The sequence below is a fragment of the Streptomyces sp. NPDC002577 genome (assembly GCF_053594815.1).
On record NZ_JBSFWK010000010.1, the window covers coordinates 120,692 to 134,895 of the forward strand.

General features: G+C 70.1%; 16 protein-coding genes. 11 read left to right on the forward strand and 5 right to left on the reverse strand.

Annotation, left to right across the window (positions count from 1 at the left end; all coding sequences use genetic code 11):
- The first annotated feature begins 30 nt into the window (after nucleotides 1–30).
- On the forward strand, nucleotides 31–993 hold the full coding sequence (locus tag ACWD4J_RS16585; RefSeq protein WP_451396083.1) for an ABC transporter substrate-binding protein: 963 nt from the start codon (nucleotides 31–33) through the stop codon (nucleotides 991–993).
- 122 nt (nucleotides 994–1,115) lie between these two features.
- Nucleotides 1,116–1,610: a DUF6174 domain-containing protein gene (locus ACWD4J_RS16590; protein WP_451396084.1), complete on the forward strand. Its 495-nt coding sequence runs from the start codon at nucleotides 1,116–1,118 to the stop codon at nucleotides 1,608–1,610.
- A gap of 160 nt (nucleotides 1,611–1,770) precedes the next feature.
- On the opposite strand, the gene ACWD4J_RS16595 is transcribed toward ACWD4J_RS16590, so the two are convergent.
- Nucleotides 1,771–3,144, reverse strand: coding sequence for a carboxypeptidase regulatory-like domain-containing protein (locus ACWD4J_RS16595; protein WP_451396085.1), 1,374 nt, complete (start codon nucleotides 3,142–3,144; stop codon nucleotides 1,771–1,773).
- Between the two features lie 167 nt (nucleotides 3,145–3,311).
- On the opposite strand from ACWD4J_RS16595, the gene ACWD4J_RS16600 reads away from it, so the two are divergent.
- Together ACWD4J_RS16600 and ACWD4J_RS16605 are read left to right on the forward strand one after the other, a co-directional pair.
- Nucleotides 3,312–3,920: a TetR/AcrR family transcriptional regulator gene (locus ACWD4J_RS16600; protein WP_451396086.1), complete on the forward strand. Its 609-nt coding sequence runs from the start codon at nucleotides 3,312–3,314 to the stop codon at nucleotides 3,918–3,920.
- A gap of 141 nt (nucleotides 3,921–4,061) precedes the next feature.
- A complete protein-coding gene (locus tag ACWD4J_RS16605; protein WP_451396087.1) occupies nucleotides 4,062–4,445 on the forward strand; it encodes a hypothetical protein in 384 nt (127 codons plus the stop codon).
- A gap of 104 nt (nucleotides 4,446–4,549) precedes the next feature.
- Here ACWD4J_RS16605 and ACWD4J_RS16610 read toward each other — a convergent pair whose 3' ends face one another.
- Nucleotides 4,550–4,960 (reverse strand): DUF4395 domain-containing protein, encoded by a 411-nt coding sequence (locus tag ACWD4J_RS16610; protein ID WP_451396088.1) that lies wholly within the window; start codon nucleotides 4,958–4,960, stop codon nucleotides 4,550–4,552.
- 265 nt (nucleotides 4,961–5,225) lie between these two features.
- On the opposite strand from ACWD4J_RS16610, the gene ACWD4J_RS16615 reads away from it, so the two are divergent.
- The gene (locus ACWD4J_RS16615; RefSeq protein WP_451396089.1) at nucleotides 5,226–5,657 is read left to right on the forward strand and encodes a TlpA family protein disulfide reductase; all 432 of its coding nucleotides are present in this window, start codon (nucleotides 5,226–5,228) and stop codon (nucleotides 5,655–5,657) included.
- Between the two features lie 67 nt (nucleotides 5,658–5,724).
- Here ACWD4J_RS16615 and ACWD4J_RS16620 read toward each other — a convergent pair whose 3' ends face one another.
- The 3 genes from ACWD4J_RS16620 to ACWD4J_RS16630 all read right to left on the reverse strand — a co-directional run bounded on the left by ACWD4J_RS16620 (nucleotide 5,725) and on the right by ACWD4J_RS16630 (nucleotide 7,771).
- On the reverse strand, nucleotides 5,725–6,240 hold the full coding sequence (locus ACWD4J_RS16620) for an AAA family ATPase (RefSeq protein ID WP_451396090.1): 516 nt from the start codon (nucleotides 6,238–6,240) through the stop codon (nucleotides 5,725–5,727).
- 55 nt (nucleotides 6,241–6,295) lie between these two features.
- Entirely contained in the window at nucleotides 6,296–6,664 is a 369-nt protein-coding gene (locus ACWD4J_RS16625) for a MerR family transcriptional regulator (RefSeq protein ID WP_451396091.1), read from the reverse strand.
- A gap of 72 nt (nucleotides 6,665–6,736) precedes the next feature.
- Nucleotides 6,737–7,771, reverse strand: a complete 1,035-nt coding sequence (locus tag ACWD4J_RS16630; protein WP_451396092.1) for an MDR family NADP-dependent oxidoreductase — start codon at nucleotides 7,769–7,771, stop codon at nucleotides 6,737–6,739.
- 238 nt (nucleotides 7,772–8,009) lie between these two features.
- On the opposite strand from ACWD4J_RS16630, the gene ACWD4J_RS16635 reads away from it, so the two are divergent.
- The 6 genes from ACWD4J_RS16635 (at nucleotide 8,010) to ACWD4J_RS16660 (ending at nucleotide 14,204) form a co-directional block, all read left to right on the forward strand.
- Nucleotides 8,010–8,093 (forward strand): putative leader peptide, encoded by an 84-nt coding sequence (locus tag ACWD4J_RS16635; protein ID WP_451396189.1) that lies wholly within the window; start codon nucleotides 8,010–8,012, stop codon nucleotides 8,091–8,093.
- A 137-nt stretch (nucleotides 8,094–8,230) separates the two neighbouring features.
- Nucleotides 8,231–9,505, forward strand: a complete 1,275-nt coding sequence (locus ACWD4J_RS16640) for a sulfite oxidase (protein WP_451396093.1) — start codon at nucleotides 8,231–8,233, stop codon at nucleotides 9,503–9,505.
- Nucleotides 9,506–10,069: 564 nt separating this feature from the next.
- Complete coding sequence (locus ACWD4J_RS16645) at nucleotides 10,070–10,387, forward strand: hypothetical protein (RefSeq protein ID WP_451396094.1); 318 nt, start codon at nucleotides 10,070–10,072, stop codon at nucleotides 10,385–10,387.
- Nucleotides 10,388–10,517: 130 nt separating this feature from the next.
- A complete protein-coding gene (locus tag ACWD4J_RS16650; protein ID WP_451396095.1) occupies nucleotides 10,518–11,468 on the forward strand; it encodes a cyclase family protein in 951 nt (316 codons plus the stop codon).
- Between the two features lie 148 nt (nucleotides 11,469–11,616).
- Complete coding sequence (locus tag ACWD4J_RS16655) at nucleotides 11,617–13,197, forward strand: GMC oxidoreductase (RefSeq protein WP_451396190.1); 1,581 nt, start codon at nucleotides 11,617–11,619, stop codon at nucleotides 13,195–13,197.
- Between the two features lie 167 nt (nucleotides 13,198–13,364).
- Nucleotides 13,365–14,204: an SDR family oxidoreductase gene (locus ACWD4J_RS16660; protein ID WP_451396096.1), complete on the forward strand. Its 840-nt coding sequence runs from the start codon at nucleotides 13,365–13,367 to the stop codon at nucleotides 14,202–14,204.

A 14,204-nucleotide genomic window follows, 5' to 3' on the forward strand; every position in this document is an offset into this window, starting at 1 on the left:
CAGTCAACCCCCCTACCCGGAACGGGAATTGTGACTCCTACCGCGAAGAGCAGCAGGTCCAGCACGATGCATCCTGGCGCGGCCGCCGTCGCGCTCGCCGCCACGGCGGCGCTCCTCGCCGGATGTTCGTCGTCCTCCGACAGCAAGTCCGACAACCCGCTTTCGGGAGACAAGGCGAACGGCAGCACCGTCGTCGTCGGCTCGAACAACTTCGCCGAGAGCATCCTGATCGCCGACATCTACGGCGAGGCCCTGAAGGCCAAGGGCATCAAGGTCACCTACAAGCCCAACATCGGCAGCCGCGAGACGACGTACGGTCTGCTCAAGAACGGCACCATCACCGTCCTGCCCGAGTACAACGGGGCGCTGCTGGCCTACCTCGACAAGAAGGCCGCGCCGAAGACGGTCGCCGCCACGACGGACGCCATCAACGCCAAGCTGGACTCCAAGCTGACGCTGCTGGAGCCGTCGTCGGCGCAGGACAAGGACTCCGTCACGGTGAACGCGGAGACCGCCAAGAAGTACAACCTCACCGAGAAGTCCACCATCGGGGACCTCAAGGACATCGCCAAGGACCTGGTTCTCGGTGCCGGGCCGGAGTTCCAGGCCCGGCATCAGGGTCTGCTGGGCCTGAAGTCGGTGTACGGCCTGGAGTTCAAGTCCTTCAAGGCCCTGGACGCGGGCGGCCCGCTGACCGAGGCGGCGCTGCAGAAGAACACGGTGCAGGCCGCGGATATCTTCACCACGGACCCGACCATCGCCAAGGAGAAGTTCGTGGTCCTCCAGGACCCGGAGAACCTCTTCGGGTTCGAGAACGTGCAGCCGCTGGTCTCCAAGTCGGGGCTGTCCCAGAAGGGCGTCGACGCGCTCAACGCCGTGTCGGCCAAGCTCGACACGGAGGCGCTGCTGGACATGGACGCCCAGGTGCAGCTCGACAAGAAGGACCCGCTGGAGGTCGCCAAGGCCTGGCTGAAGTCGGCCGGCCTCGGCTGACGTCCGCACCTCGGACACGAGCGGGAACAGAGCGCAGCGGGTGCCCCCGGAGGCCGGGGGCACCCGAACGTTCTTCGGCCGGGCGGCGTCATAGCGGTGACCGTCTTCGAGAGGACGCCGACATGCCTGCCGTACGTATCGGTTCCCGTTCCGTGCCCTCTGCCGCGCTGATCGGGGCATTGATGTGCGCGACCGCGGCCTGTGGCACCCACTCACCGGCTTCCGTAAATTCCGCTGAGGAGGCCGGGGCGGACGGCGGGCAGGCTCTCACCAACTGGGAGGAGCCCGCGTCGTACACCTACACGCTCAAGTCGAGTGAAGGGGAACGGGCCCTCATCGGAACCTTCCGGGTGACCGTCCGGGACGGCAGGGTGGCGAAGGCGGTCGGCCTCGACGAGAGCGGTCGGCGAGTGGTGAAGCGGTCGCCCGCTGAAGTACCCACCATCGGGGAGCTGCTGAAGGAGCTCGAGCAGGCCCGGCGCGAGAAGGCGCACCGGGCCGAAGCGCAGTACGCGGCCGACGGCCACCCGGTGCGCATCTCGCTGGACTGGGAGGAGAACGCAGTCGACGACGAGGCTGCGTACATCATCAGTGGCTACGAACCGAACAGCCGCTAGGAGTGTCCTGAAGATCTTGGAATCGCGCCCGGCTTGCATCGGTTCATGACGATTGACATTTACTGGCAATCCGGGGCGAGCCGGGTGGTCGGAGCAAGATCTTCATCGGCCTCCTAGTGCTTTCCCCAGCCGCTGACTTCGCCGTATCGCAGTGCCGGCCTCAATGTGCCTGCTGCGACACCCTGTCATGTCGGCTGCGCAACGCGAAGTCCGCCCGCAGGACCCCTCCCGGCCGCAGCAGCTTCTGGTGGACCAGTGGGTTCCGGCCGGGGGACGAGACGACGATGCTGAGATAGCCCTCGGGAAGACCGGCAGCGGCGTACTCCCCGTGTTCGTCGGTCGTGGTCCGCACCAGCTGCCGCCCCTTGGTGTCCATGACGATCACCGCGGCACCGCGGATGGGCTGCTGCTCGGAGTCGTGGACGGTGCCGACCAGCACCGGTACCGGCTCGCCGAAGTGGTGGCGGTGGACCGGGAGGGCGGTGGGTGCCGGCACCTCCAGCGCCGGGTCGTCCACGGGGGGCTCCTCGACCTCCTCCTGGTCGTCGTCGGCGTCACGTCCAGCGGCTCGCCGGTTCCGCAGCCAGGCGTCGAGGCCCATCAGAGCGGCGCCCGCGGCGATCCACGCGCACAGCACCAGGACCGGCTTGAGCACCCCGGCCCCGTCGAAGTAGAGGACTCCGCGCAGGGCGTCGACCGCGTTGGCCAGCGGCATCACCGCGTGCACGTACTGGAAGAAGGCCGGCAGCAGCGGGGCGGGCACCGCGCCGCCACTGGTGGGAATGGACAGCACGATGAACAGGCCCATGCCCACCGCGGGGAAGAACTGCCTGGTGAACGGGGCCACGCCGGAGGCGAAGGTGGCCACGGCCGCGGTGAGCAGGAAGGAGATCGCCATGGCGGAGGGGTCGGCGGGTATGTAGCCCAGCCCGCGGCCGACCAGGTAGCCGATGACGCTGAACAGGGCGGCGACGCCGGCGATGGTCAGCAGCTTCCGGCGCCGGTTGAAGGTCACCGCACGCAGCAGGGTCGTTGCGAGGATGTAGCCGGGAACGCTCCAGGCGATCCCGAAGTAGAGCAGTGTCGCGCCCAGCAGGTCCTTGCTCACGGTGGGCGCCACATCCTCGACCGTGAGCTGCTGATGGCTCCGGGCGGTGAGGTCGGTGAACACATCGCGGAGCTTCTGCTCGAGCGACATGCCGTTGGCCTTGGCCACATACAGCACGGGGTTCCGGCCGTGACCGGCGAAAGCCGCCGCCGCATCCCTGTCCAGCACCGCCTGCCGGGCCGCCCGTGCGTCGGCGACCGGGTGGACGTCGAACCCGCCCGGGTACTGCTGGTGAAGGGCACTGTCGACCTTGCGCTCGACGGCCGGATCGGCCACCACCACCTTCACGTGGTGCGGCTGCGGTGCGTGCAGGGCGGGGGCGAAGCAGAACAGGAAGCCGAGGAAGAGAGCCAGAGGAAACCACAGCGCCTCGGCCAGCGTCCCGGCCACGGACGGGCCCGGCGGCCGCTCGGTCTGTTCTGCCATGGGCCCTCCTTGGGCTGCTGGAACCTGGGCTGCCGGATCGAGCCGGTCCTTGCCGGCCGGCAGCACGAAGTGCCCATCATAGGCAACCTTGCAGTACTGCATTTTTGCAGTACTGTAGTTAGTGCCGTAGTTATCCTGGCGGCCGATCCGGGGAGCGTGACCAGGGCATGACGACGAGCCCTTCGAACGGGCTGCGTGAGCGCAAGAAGCAGGCGACCCGCATGGCCCTGCAGAGCTCGGCAGTGGACCTCTTCCGCCGGCACGGCCCGGACGCGGTCACGGTGGAGGACATCTGCGCGGACGCCGGCGTATCTCCCCGCACCTTCTTCAACTACTTCTCGACCAAGGAAGAGGCCGTCTTCCTCCTCGAGGAGGGCACCCCGGCCCTGCTCCGGCAGCGAATCATCGACCGCCCCGCGGCCGAGACCCCGCTGGAAGCGATCCACGCGGTGCTCGCCGATCGCCTGGGTGAGCTCACCACGGGCGAGATCCTGCTGGGACGCGGAGCGCTGCTGCGCGAGCGCCCCGAACTGCTCCCGCGTATCGCCCAGACGAACCGCGCGGTCGAGGACGCCGTCATCGCAGCGGTGGCGGTACGCACCGGCCTGCCGGAGGGCGACCTCTACGTCCGTACCACCGCGGCGGTCGCCTTCGCCGCCCAGCAGGCAGCCGTCGCCTGCTGGCAGCCCGGCTCGGGCGACGACGCGGTCGCCCTGCTCGACAGGGCGGTCGACCTGGTCTCCAACGGGCTGCCCTGGAAGCCGCCGACCCGCTGAGGGAGACCTCACACGCTGCGGTAACCAAGGCCGCGGTGACTCAGGCTGAGGTGACTGCGACAGCGGGAAGTATGACAGCGTGGCACGGCAAGACCTATGAGGTGACACGGCAACGCCTGTGAGATCGGGGGAGCAATGTCCATGCGGTGGGGCCTGATCGTCGAAGAGACCGTCGGGATGGGCGACAGCAAGACGTATTCGGCAGAGGTCTTGGAGCACTTCACGGGCACGCGCGAGGAGGCTTTGAGCCGCCTGGAGGCGCGCGCCCGTTCCTACGCGGCCCGGCATCCGGCAAACCCCGTGAGCACCCGGCTGTACCGGACCAGCGAGGGCTTTCTGCTGGTCAACGAGGGTTCCATGCGTGGCTATGGCTGTCGTTTCTCCGTCGCTGAACTGCTCTACGACAGCGTGGAGGAGCGGCAGGCGGCAGCGGCCGCGCGCGAGGCGGAGCGGCAGCAGCGCGCCGCTCAGAAGGCCGCAGACAAGGCGGCGAAGCGTGCTCAGCGGAGGTTTCCTTGGCGCTGAGAGGGCGCTGAGGGCGCAGCACGCCCCGGACCGGTCCGCTCAGCCCCGACACGGCCTTGGAACCGCCGAGTTGCAGCAGCATCGGCAAGGTGCCCGGCAGCTCGCTAGGCGCTTCGGAAGCGGCGGATGATCAGGTACATCTCGCAGCCGAGGCAGTAGCCGAAGGCAGCGTTCAGGAAAGCCGCGGCGAGGGCCAGTGCGGTGGCGGCCAGGCCGAGCCACTCGGCGCCTGCGAGGTAGCCGACCGTGCCGACGAGACCGAAGCCGAAACCGACGCCCTGCGCGAAGCGGGGCGGCCGGGCGTCCTCCAGCTCGCGCGGCGGGGCGAGCCTGGGCCGGACGGCGACGCGGTACAGCCAGCCGTACGGGGAGTACTGCAGGCCGCTGAACGCCCCGACCGCGAAGACCGCGGTCTGTACGGCCAGCAGGACGCCACTGCCGGTGATCAGCACCGCGCAGAGGACGAGTGTGGTGAGCGTGGCGGCGAAACGGGGGCCGCGCGGGTCGATCTGCATGAGCGGGACTCCGGGTGGAGGGGAGGATGGCGATCGGGCCGAAGCAGGTGTCAGCGACAGCGGCAGGCCGTGACCCGGCAGAGGTCGACCACGCGACGCGTGGTCAGCCGCAGTGGCCGGGGCGGGGAGTCCATGGCCGTCATGGTAGCGGCGCGGTATCGAGCGGTCGATGGCCGGATAGCGCGCACGGTTCGCGACCGTGCGGGTTCGCTGGGTTCGCAGGGTGGAGAGTTCGGAGGGCTCAAGGGTCGTGGAGACTGGACGTATGACCGGGTTGGTGGTGTGTGTCGCGGTGCTCGTTCTGGCGAGTGTCTTCGGGCTGGTGCGGAGGGCGCGCAACGGCCGGGTCCGGGAGCGGACCGGCGACGGTGTGGTGAGCCTGTCGGCGGCGGAGCTCGGCGCCGAACTGGGGGAGCGGGTGACGCTGGTTCAGTTCTCCACCGCCTTCTGCTCGCCTTGCCGGGCCACGCGTCGGCTGCTGACGGAGGTCGCCGGGACGGTGCCGGGAGCGGCGCACGTGGAGATCGACGCCGAGGCCCGCCTCGAACTGGTCAGACGGCTGGACATCCTGCGCACACCGACCGTGCTGGTCCTCGACCCGCACGGCCGGGTTGTCGCGAGGGCGTCCGGGGAACCCAGGCGTGCCGACGTGATGACGGCCGTCGGCAAGGCGACCGGGGTATCCGCGGTCCCGTAGTGGTCAACTCGCTGCGAAGCAGGGTTCGTTGTCCGGTCCCTGGTCGGGTTGGATCCGCAGACCGAACTTATTCGCAGCCACTGGCAGCCCGGACCAGCGAGACCAGCGACGCCAGCGACTCCTCGGGGCCTTGTCCCGAGGTGTCGACCACGATGCGCTCCCGGGCCCACGGCTCGTACTCCCGGTCGACGACCTGCTGCCAGTCGGGCAGCGGCAGATCCGGAATGTCGACCGACCGCGAGATCACGCGCCGCCGGTGTTCGGCCGGATCCGAGCAGACCACCTCCACTTCGACGGCAGGCACACCCGCTCTGGCGCCTGTGTCGCGCCAGGCGTCGCGCGTGACGGCCAGCGGATTCACCGACTCCGCGATCACGGTCAGGCCCTGCCGCAGATGCTCCTCTGCCAGGGCGTATCCGACGACGTAGCCGGCAGGCCCCACGGGGTGCCGGGCCAGGCCGGAGCGGACGATCGCCTGCTCGATGGTGTCGATCCGCAGGTGGACCGCGCCGAGCCGCGCGGCCAGCAGGCGTGCGAGGGTGGTCTTGCCAGTGCCTGGCAGACCGCCGATGACGATGAGCATGCCGCCATCCTGCCGCGAATCGTCCGGGCACCTGGTGGAAAGGGCGCCGGCGCCATCACTCCGTCCCTGTCGTGTGCCGCGCCAGGCCGGCGCGCAGCCCGGTCAGACGGGCGATCTCGGCGTCGAGGGCCGCCAGCCTGCGGTGCACGATCCCGGCGCCGGGGCCGTCCGAGCGGCCGTCGCACCGCCGCCGTGGCTCGTCGACCAGCAGTTGGATGCGGTCGGCCACACTGCGCAGGTCCTCCACGGTGAGCCCGAGGGCCAGCAGCTCCCGGATCACCCTGACCCGGGCCACCTCGGCCGGACCGTACTCGCGCTGCCCGGCGGCCGTACGCGGCGGCGGTGGCAGCAGACCGCGCTCCTCGTAGAACCGAAGCGCACGTGGCGTCGTGCCCGCTGCTGCCGCCGCATCCCCGATCCGCATCCCGGTTCCTCGCCTCAACCCGTGCCGCGCCGCTGTCTGCCGCGAAAGGCGCCGGCGCCGCGCCGGCGTGGATCAGCCTGGGGGGAGTTCCACGACGACGGTCCCGGTGTGCCGCCCCTCGAACAGTTCCTGCAACGCCCCGGGCGCGCGATCGATGCCCGGGATCCGCACATACGGGAAGACGATCTCACGCGAGCGCAGCCATTCGCCGAAGCGCTTGTTCCACTCCTGCGTCACCTCGGGGAGGTTCGTGCTGCTGAATCCGCGCAGCGTGACGCCCCGTGTGACGATCCGGAAGGTGTCGATCTCCGCCGGTGCGCTCGCGCCGTCGCGCTCCGGCGAAAGCTGCCCGGAGAGCGCGCCGACCAGCACGAACCGTGCGCCGCGGCGTGCTGCGCCGACGGCCGCGGTCAGCTGCTCGCCGCCCACCTGGTCCAGCAGCACGTCGATGCCGTCCGGCGCGGCGGCGGCCAGCTGTTCGGCGAACGGGGCGGGGCCCGGCACCACCACCGCGTCGTAGCCGAGTTCGGTCCGGAGCCGTTCGGCTTTGTGCGGCGAGCGGGTGCTGCCGACGACCCGTCCGGCGCCCAGCAGCCGGGCCACCTGTCCCGCCAGGGTCCCCACGGCTCCCGCGGCTCCGGTGACGAGGACCGTGTCGCCGGGCTGGAGGGCGGCGAGCTCGGTGAGCCCGGCGTACGCGGCCGCCCCCGATGACAGATGGGCCACCGGGTCCGGCAGCGCATCGCCGAGCGGTGCGCATTCCGCCTCGGCCACCAGGGCGTGCTCGCGCCAGCCGAGCAGGTGCGTGACCTCGTCACCGGGGCGGAGCCCGCTGCCGGGGCCGACGGCGACGACCTCGCCGACGGCCGGCCCGAACAGCGCGTCGCCCACGCGGACAGGAGGCAGCGGCACGCCGTCGGCCACGCCGCCGATGAGCGTGCGCAGCCCCGGGAAGACGAGGAAGTACCGGTTGCGGACCACGACTTGGCCCGGTCCGGGCGCGGGCAGCGGCGTCTCGACGACGCCGAGGTCTTCGGGCCCGGGCAGCTGATCGGGTGCGTTGACGAGCCGGATCTCTCGGGTCACGGGCGGCGGTACGGCGGTCATCTAGCGGGTCCTTTCCACAGCCGGGATACGACGGGCGGAGCGTCGCGTCGCCGCAAGCTAATCCCTGACGTACGCGTCAGGGGCAAGGCGGCCTCAGGAGGCAGGGGACGGGTGGCCCCTGCCCGGGGACATGAGTTCGCAGAGAGGCCGCCGGAGTATCCAGTTCCGGGATGGGGAGCCACCGGCGCCCCCCATCCGTCCCGTTGACACCTCTCGTGGCACGTGCTTGCATCCCCGCATGCCGTCGCCGGAGCCCCTGACAAGTCGCCGTGCCGTGGACCTGGTTCGCGTCGCCGCCGCGCTGTGTCGGGCGTCCGGCTGATCACGCGCTTGCCCGCTGCTCTCCCCAACTGTCGCTGCAGGCAGTTGCATTGCGTCGGTGAGCCCGGCTTCTGAACGCCTGTGGCCCGACGCTGTTGCGCGTCTGCCCTGCTCACTCCACTCATGACGAGGACCGCCATGCCTTCACCCAGCCCTGTCGGCCGACATGACGAAATCGCCTACGACCGCCGCAGACTGCGTCAGTGGCTCGCTGGTGAGGCCCGGGCGGACGGGATCTCCCGCCGCCGGCTGCTGACCCTGCTGGCCGCCACCGCCGCCGCGACCACGCTCCCCACGACGCCCCAGGCGCACGCCGCCGACCCGACGATCGTCAAGCCGCTGCCGCCGGAGTGGTTCATCCAGCGTGGCACCAACGCGGAGACCCGCTGGGAGGCACTGCGGGGCACCGGCCACCACACCCCCAACGAGTTGTTCTTCGTCCGCAACCACACCGCAACGCCTGTTCTGGACGCCGCGGACTGGCGGCTGAGGCTGTGGGGCGACGGGCTGCGCGCTACACCCGCAGAGGACAGCCCGGTGGAGTTCGGGTACGACGATCTGCGCGCCCTGCCCGCTGTCACCCGCACCGCGTTCGTCGAGTGCGCCGGAAACGGCCGCAGTTACTACACGACACAGCAGGGTGAGACGGTCACCGGCACCGCATGGACGCTGGGGGCGATCGGTGTCGCGCGCTGGCGCGGGGTGCCCCTGGCCGACGTGCTGCGCAAGGCCGGTCTTTCCCCGTACGCCGTGGACGTGCAGCCCCGCGGCCTGGACGCCGAATACCTCAGTGGCGGCGAGAGCCTGGGACGGGTGCGCCGTCTGCTGCCGCTGGCCAAGGCGCTGGACGACGTCCTGCTGGCGTACGAGATGAACGGCGAGCCGCTGCCGTACGACCACGGGTATCCGGTGCGGGTCCTGGTGCCCTCGTGGGTGGGGATCGCGTCGATCAAGTGGGTCGGTGACATCGAGGTGTCCGCGCAGCCGCTGTACTCGCCCTGGAACACCACCTTCTACCGGCTGTTCGGCTCGGCCTACCCGGAGGGCGGGAGCGCGCCGCTGACGCGGCAGACCCTGAAGAGCGCGTTCGAGCTGGCGAGCGGGGCCACGTTCACGGCAGGGGAGGGGCAGGTGCTCCACGGACGGTCGTGGTCGGGGGCGGGCGCCATCGCCCGGGTCGACGTGAGCACCGACGGCGGGACGAGCTGGCGGCCCGCGCGCCTGCACGACCGGCCGCGCGCCGGCACCTGGACCCGCTGGTCGGCCGACTGGAAGCCCGACGCCCCCGGCGCTACCCACATCCTGGCCCGCGCCACCGACACGGCCGGGCGCACACAGCCCGACACCGCGGTGCCCAACACCCAGGGGTACCTGTTCGACGCGGTCGTCAGGCATCCGGTGACCGTGGTCTGAGGACGACCGCCGACGGCATCTCAGCCCGGCCCCGGAGGGGAAGGGGCCGGGTTGAGGCACCATTGACCACTCGACCTGCCCGCGGCCCACTCAGCGGCCTGTGACACGGGCGGCTGCGACAGAACGCCGTGACAGGCCAAGGCCACGGTAGAGGTGGACGGCCGCGGTGTTCCAGCTGTCGACCATCAACGCGGCCATGCCGTGCTCGGCGACGAGACTGTCCAGAACGAGGCCGCACCCAGCCCGGCAGATGCCTCGTCCACGGCCTGTGCTGCGGTGGCGACGCCCGCAAGGAATCTGACGTCCGGCGCGCTCCAGGCGTCGGCGGCACACGCCAGGAGCGCTCCGGACGCATCGCGGGCCGGCATTCACCTGCGTGTACCAGCGGCACGGCGGACCGCGGAAGGCGTCGGGGGTCGGCCGGGGCGTGCCGACCCTGCCCGTCCCCGCATCGGCCACACTCACCGGGCGCGGCCGTCGACGCTGATGGATAGTGGTGGTGGAACGACGCCCCAGGCAGCACCCCGCCGCAACACCGGAGGCCCGATGTCCGCTGCACGGTCGATGACCGCGCTCACCGGCGTTGCGTTGCTCACCATCGCGCTGGCGGGCTGCGAGCGGTCGGCGCTTGGCCTGATCAACGCGCAGAACGGGACCCAGTACGGCGAAACCATCTCGAACCCGGTGATCGGCGGGTGCCACCATTTCCGCCAGGGCGTGGCCCGAGTCGAGAACCACACGCTGAACGACATCATCCTGTACCAGACCGACGACTGCACCGAGCCCAGCTTCGGGGAAAGCAGCTACGTGGGCACGACGCTGGCGGCCAACGTGGTCCGCTCGACCGGACTGTGGCGCAGCTACACGATCGTGGGCCGCTGACGAATCGTCAGCCGCGGTGAGCCGGGAATACCGGCCGCGCATCGTGTGGAGCCGCCGGCCGCGCTTGCGGAGCCGACCTCCGGAGCCGGTCGGCAGTACGCACAGCTCGGGGTGGGGAGGCGCCGTCCTCATGACCTCTCGGACGAGACGCCCGGGCCCGGAGCCCATGGGCATGGACGCCTTCCGTGCGTTGTACGAGCAGTTGCGGGACCAGGCCTGGGGCGGTCCCCATGACCGGCGCGGGGCACTCGGGCACCTGACAGCCGAGCGTGTGGTGGCCGCCGCAGCCGAAGTCCGTACCGGCCGGACGGTGTCTCTCGCCGCACCCATCGAGACGCGGGCCGGCCCGGACAACCCCGACCCTGCGGAGCATCGGATGACCGGACCGGCTCCTGGGGAACGCACGGACCACGGTCTTCACTTCGCTCGCGACAGGTTCGCGATGAACGTGCATGGAGACGCCGACAGTCATCTCGACGCACTCTGCCACGTACTGTTCGACGGCCGGCTCTACAACGGGCTTCCGGCAAGCAGCGTGACGCCGGACGGCGCCGGTTCTCTCTCGCTCGACGTGGTCCGGGACGGCGTCGTCGGCCGCGGTGTGCTCCTGGACATCCCGCGGTCGCGGGGCGTGCCGTGGCTGGAGCCCGGCGACCATGTGACGGCCGGCGACCTCGCAGCCGCCGAGACGGCGCAGGGGACCCGCGTCGGCCCCGGGGACCTGCTGCTCGTGAGGGTCGGGCACCGCCGTCGGCGCCGCGAACTCGGACCGTGGGACTCCGCGCGCGCCCGGACCGGCCTCCATCCGACGGCCATGCGGTTCCTGGCTGAACGGCAGGTCGCCCTGCTGGGGGGAGACGGGAACAACGACACCGCCCCCAGCGCGGTGGCGGAGGTCGCCTTCCCCGTGCATGTACTGGCGATACAGGCCATGGGGGTGCACCTGATGGACTACCTGCAGTTCGAGGAACTGGCCCCGGTGTGCGAACAGAACGGCCGCTGGACCTTCCTCTGTGTCGTCGCACCACTGCGGCTGCAGGCGGCCACGGGCTCTCCGGTGAATCCGATCGCCGTTCTGTGACCGACCCCGGCCAGGCAGGGGCCCTCGGGATGCCGCGTGCGGAAAGGGCGGATACGTTCGGATAAGCGGAATGTTTGCCTCGGCTCCGCGCTGCGGAGTGACGGGCCCGAGAATCGACATGACCGTGAGCCCGAGGACGGTGGCCGCCATGGGCGACTCTCCCCACAACGACGTCATCATCATCGGTACCGGCGCCGGCGGCGGCACGCTCGCCCACCGGCTCGCACCTTCCGGGAAGCGGATCCTCATCCTCGAACGCGGGGACTACCTCCCGCGCGAACGGGACAACTGGGACTCCACCGCCGTGTTCGTCAAGGGCAAGTACCGGGCCCCGGAGTTCTGGTTCGACAAGCACGGCAACGCGTTCCCGCCCGAGGTCAACTACTACGTCGGCGGAAACACGAAGTTCTACGGCGCCGCCCTCTTCCGGCTGCGCCCGGAGGACTTCGGCGAGATCCGGCACCACGACGGCCTCTCGCCGGCCTGGCCGATCCGTTACGAGGATCTGGAGCCGTACTACACCCAGGCCGAGCACCTCTATCTGGTGCACGGCCGGCACGGTGAGGACCCCTGGGAAGGGCCGGTGAGCGCGCAGTACGCCTATCCGCCCGTCGAGCACGAGCCGCGTATCCAGCAGCTGAGCGACGACCTGGAGAAGCGCGGGCTGCACCCCTTCCACCTGCCCATAGGCGTGAATCTGAGCCAGGACGAGAACGGGCGGGCGACGCACTCGAGTGTCTGCATCCGCTGCGACCGGGTGGACGGCTTTCCCTGCCTGGTGCGGGGCAAATGCGATGCCCAGGTGATCTGTGTGGAACCCGCCCTTCGGCATCCCAACGTAGAGATGATCACCAATGCCCAGGTCGTCCGTCTGGAGACGGACCCCACAGGTCGCACGGTCAGCACCGTGGTCACTCGGCATGCCGACGGCTCCGAGGCCCGGTACACGGCAGACGTGGTGGTCGTGGCCTGCGGGGCGGTCAACTCCGCGGTCCTGCTCCTGGCCTCCGCCGACGACCGGCATCCCCGGGGGCTGGCCAACAGCTCCGACGTCGTCGGCCGGTTCTACATGCGGCACAACAACATGGCTCTGATGGCCGTGTCGAAGGAACCGAACGACACCCGCTTCCAGAAGACCCTCGCCCTGCACGACTGGTATTTCCGCGCCGATGACTGGGACTACCCGCTCGGCGGAATTCAGATGCTCGGCAAGTCGGACGCCGAGCAGATCCACGGCGAAGCCCCGCGCTGGGCCGGAGCGGTGGCCCCTGACATGCCCTTCGAGGTACTGGCCCATCACGCCGTCGACTTCTGGCTGTGCGGCGAGGACCTGCCGCTGCCGGACAACCGCGTCACCGTGGACGGCGACGGCGCCATCCATCTGGCGCTGGACGAGCGGAACAACATCGCCGGCCTCGAGCGGTTGCGGCACAAACTGCAGAGCATGCTCGGTCACCTGGGCATGCACGAGCACCATCTGCTGTCCCACAGCATCTATCTGCACAAGGGCATGCCGATCGGAGCCACCGCGCACCAGGCCGGCACCGTGCGATTCGGCCACGACCCGGCCTCGTCGGCCCTGGACGTCAACTGCAAGGCGCATGACCTGGACAACCTGTACGTGGTCGACACGAGCTTCTTCCCGAGCATCGGCGCGGTCAATCCGTCACTGACGGCCATCGCCAACGCCCTGCGGGTGGGAGACCACCTCGTGGAACGGCTCAGCTGACCGCCGGACGCACGGCTGGTCCGGCCGGGCGAAGAATGCTGCTCCGCGCGGCGCAACACCAGATCGTCGGAGCCCACGGCCGCTGCGCCGGGTGATTCCGTGGCGCTCCGGGGCCGACGACGTCGTGGCCCGGCGGACACTGCGTCACGCAGCGAGGAGAGCCGATCGTGAATTCCACCGAAGGCGCGCCCCAGGGCGTGATTCCGACGCAGCTCCTGCAGGGGCAGAAAGCGCTTGTCACCGGTGCCAACTCCGGAATCGGCATGGCCACCGCCGTCGCGCTGGGCCGGGCAGGCGCCGACGTGGCCGTGAACTACGTCGCAGACCGGACGGCCGCCGAGAGAGTGGTCGACGAGATCGCCACGTTCGGGGTCCGCGCGGCGGCATACGAGGCCGACGTGTCCCAGGAGGACGCGGTCGTCGGGATGATGAACCGGATGGTCGAGGAGTTCGGAACCATCGACATCCTGGTCGCCAACGCCGGGCTGCAACGGGACGCCCCGTTCACCGAGATGACCCTCGCCCAGTGGCAGAAGGTTCTGGACGTCAATCTCACGGGTCAGTTCCTGTGCGCCCGGGAGGCCACCAAGGAGTTCCTGAGGCGCGGCGTCGTCCCCGAGGTCTCGAGCGCGGCGGGAAAGATCATCTGTATGAGCTCCGTCCACCAGGTCATCCCGTGGTCCGGGCATGTGAACTACGCCTCCTCCAAGGGAGGCGTGCAGATGATGATGGAGACCCTGGCGCAGGAACTCGCGCCGCACAAGATCCGTGTGAACGCGGTCGCTCCGGGAGCCATCAAGACGCCGATCAACCGCAGCGCCTGGGAGACGCCGGAGGCCCGGGAGGACCTGCTGCGGCTGATTCCGTACAAGCGCATCGGCGACCCCCAGGACATCGCCCATGCGGTCGTCGGCCTCGCCTCCGACCTCATGGACTACGTGGTGGGGACCACCCTCTACGTCGACGGAGGAATGACGCTCTTCCCCGGCTTCTCCACCGGCGGCTGA

Bases quoted from the DNA above. Each gene is read 5' to 3' on its own strand.
- ACWD4J_RS16615 (WP_451396089.1), top strand. From the start codon at position 5,226: ATGACCGGGTTGGTGGTGTGTGTCGCGGTGCTCGTTCTGGCGAGTGTC.
- ACWD4J_RS16655 (WP_451396190.1), top strand. From the start codon at position 11,617: ATGGGCGACTCTCCCCACAACGACGTCATCATCATCGGTACCGGCGCC.
- ACWD4J_RS16620 (WP_451396090.1), bottom strand. From the start codon at position 6,240: ATGCTCATCGTCATCGGCGGTCTGCCAGGCACTGGCAAGACCACCCTC.
- ACWD4J_RS16610 (WP_451396088.1), bottom strand. From the start codon at position 4,960: ATGCAGATCGACCCGCGCGGCCCCCGTTTCGCCGCCACGCTCACCACA.
- ACWD4J_RS16595 (WP_451396085.1), bottom strand. From the start codon at position 3,144: ATGGCAGAACAGACCGAGCGGCCGCCGGGCCCGTCCGTGGCCGGGACG.
- ACWD4J_RS16650 (WP_451396095.1), top strand. From the start codon at position 10,518: ATGACCTCTCGGACGAGACGCCCGGGCCCGGAGCCCATGGGCATGGAC.
- ACWD4J_RS16640 (WP_451396093.1), top strand. From the start codon at position 8,231: ATGCCTTCACCCAGCCCTGTCGGCCGACATGACGAAATCGCCTACGAC.
- ACWD4J_RS16605 (WP_451396087.1), top strand. From the start codon at position 4,062: ATGCGGTGGGGCCTGATCGTCGAAGAGACCGTCGGGATGGGCGACAGC.
- ACWD4J_RS16590 (WP_451396084.1), top strand. From the start codon at position 1,116: ATGCCTGCCGTACGTATCGGTTCCCGTTCCGTGCCCTCTGCCGCGCTG.
- ACWD4J_RS16635 (WP_451396189.1), top strand. From the start codon at position 8,010: ATGCCGTCGCCGGAGCCCCTGACAAGTCGCCGTGCCGTGGACCTGGTT.
- ACWD4J_RS16645 (WP_451396094.1), top strand. From the start codon at position 10,070: ATGACCGCGCTCACCGGCGTTGCGTTGCTCACCATCGCGCTGGCGGGC.
- ACWD4J_RS16625 (WP_451396091.1), bottom strand. From the start codon at position 6,664: ATGCGGATCGGGGATGCGGCGGCAGCAGCGGGCACGACGCCACGTGCG.
- ACWD4J_RS16630 (WP_451396092.1), bottom strand. From the start codon at position 7,771: ATGACCGCCGTACCGCCGCCCGTGACCCGAGAGATCCGGCTCGTCAAC.
- ACWD4J_RS16600 (WP_451396086.1), top strand. From the start codon at position 3,312: ATGACGACGAGCCCTTCGAACGGGCTGCGTGAGCGCAAGAAGCAGGCG.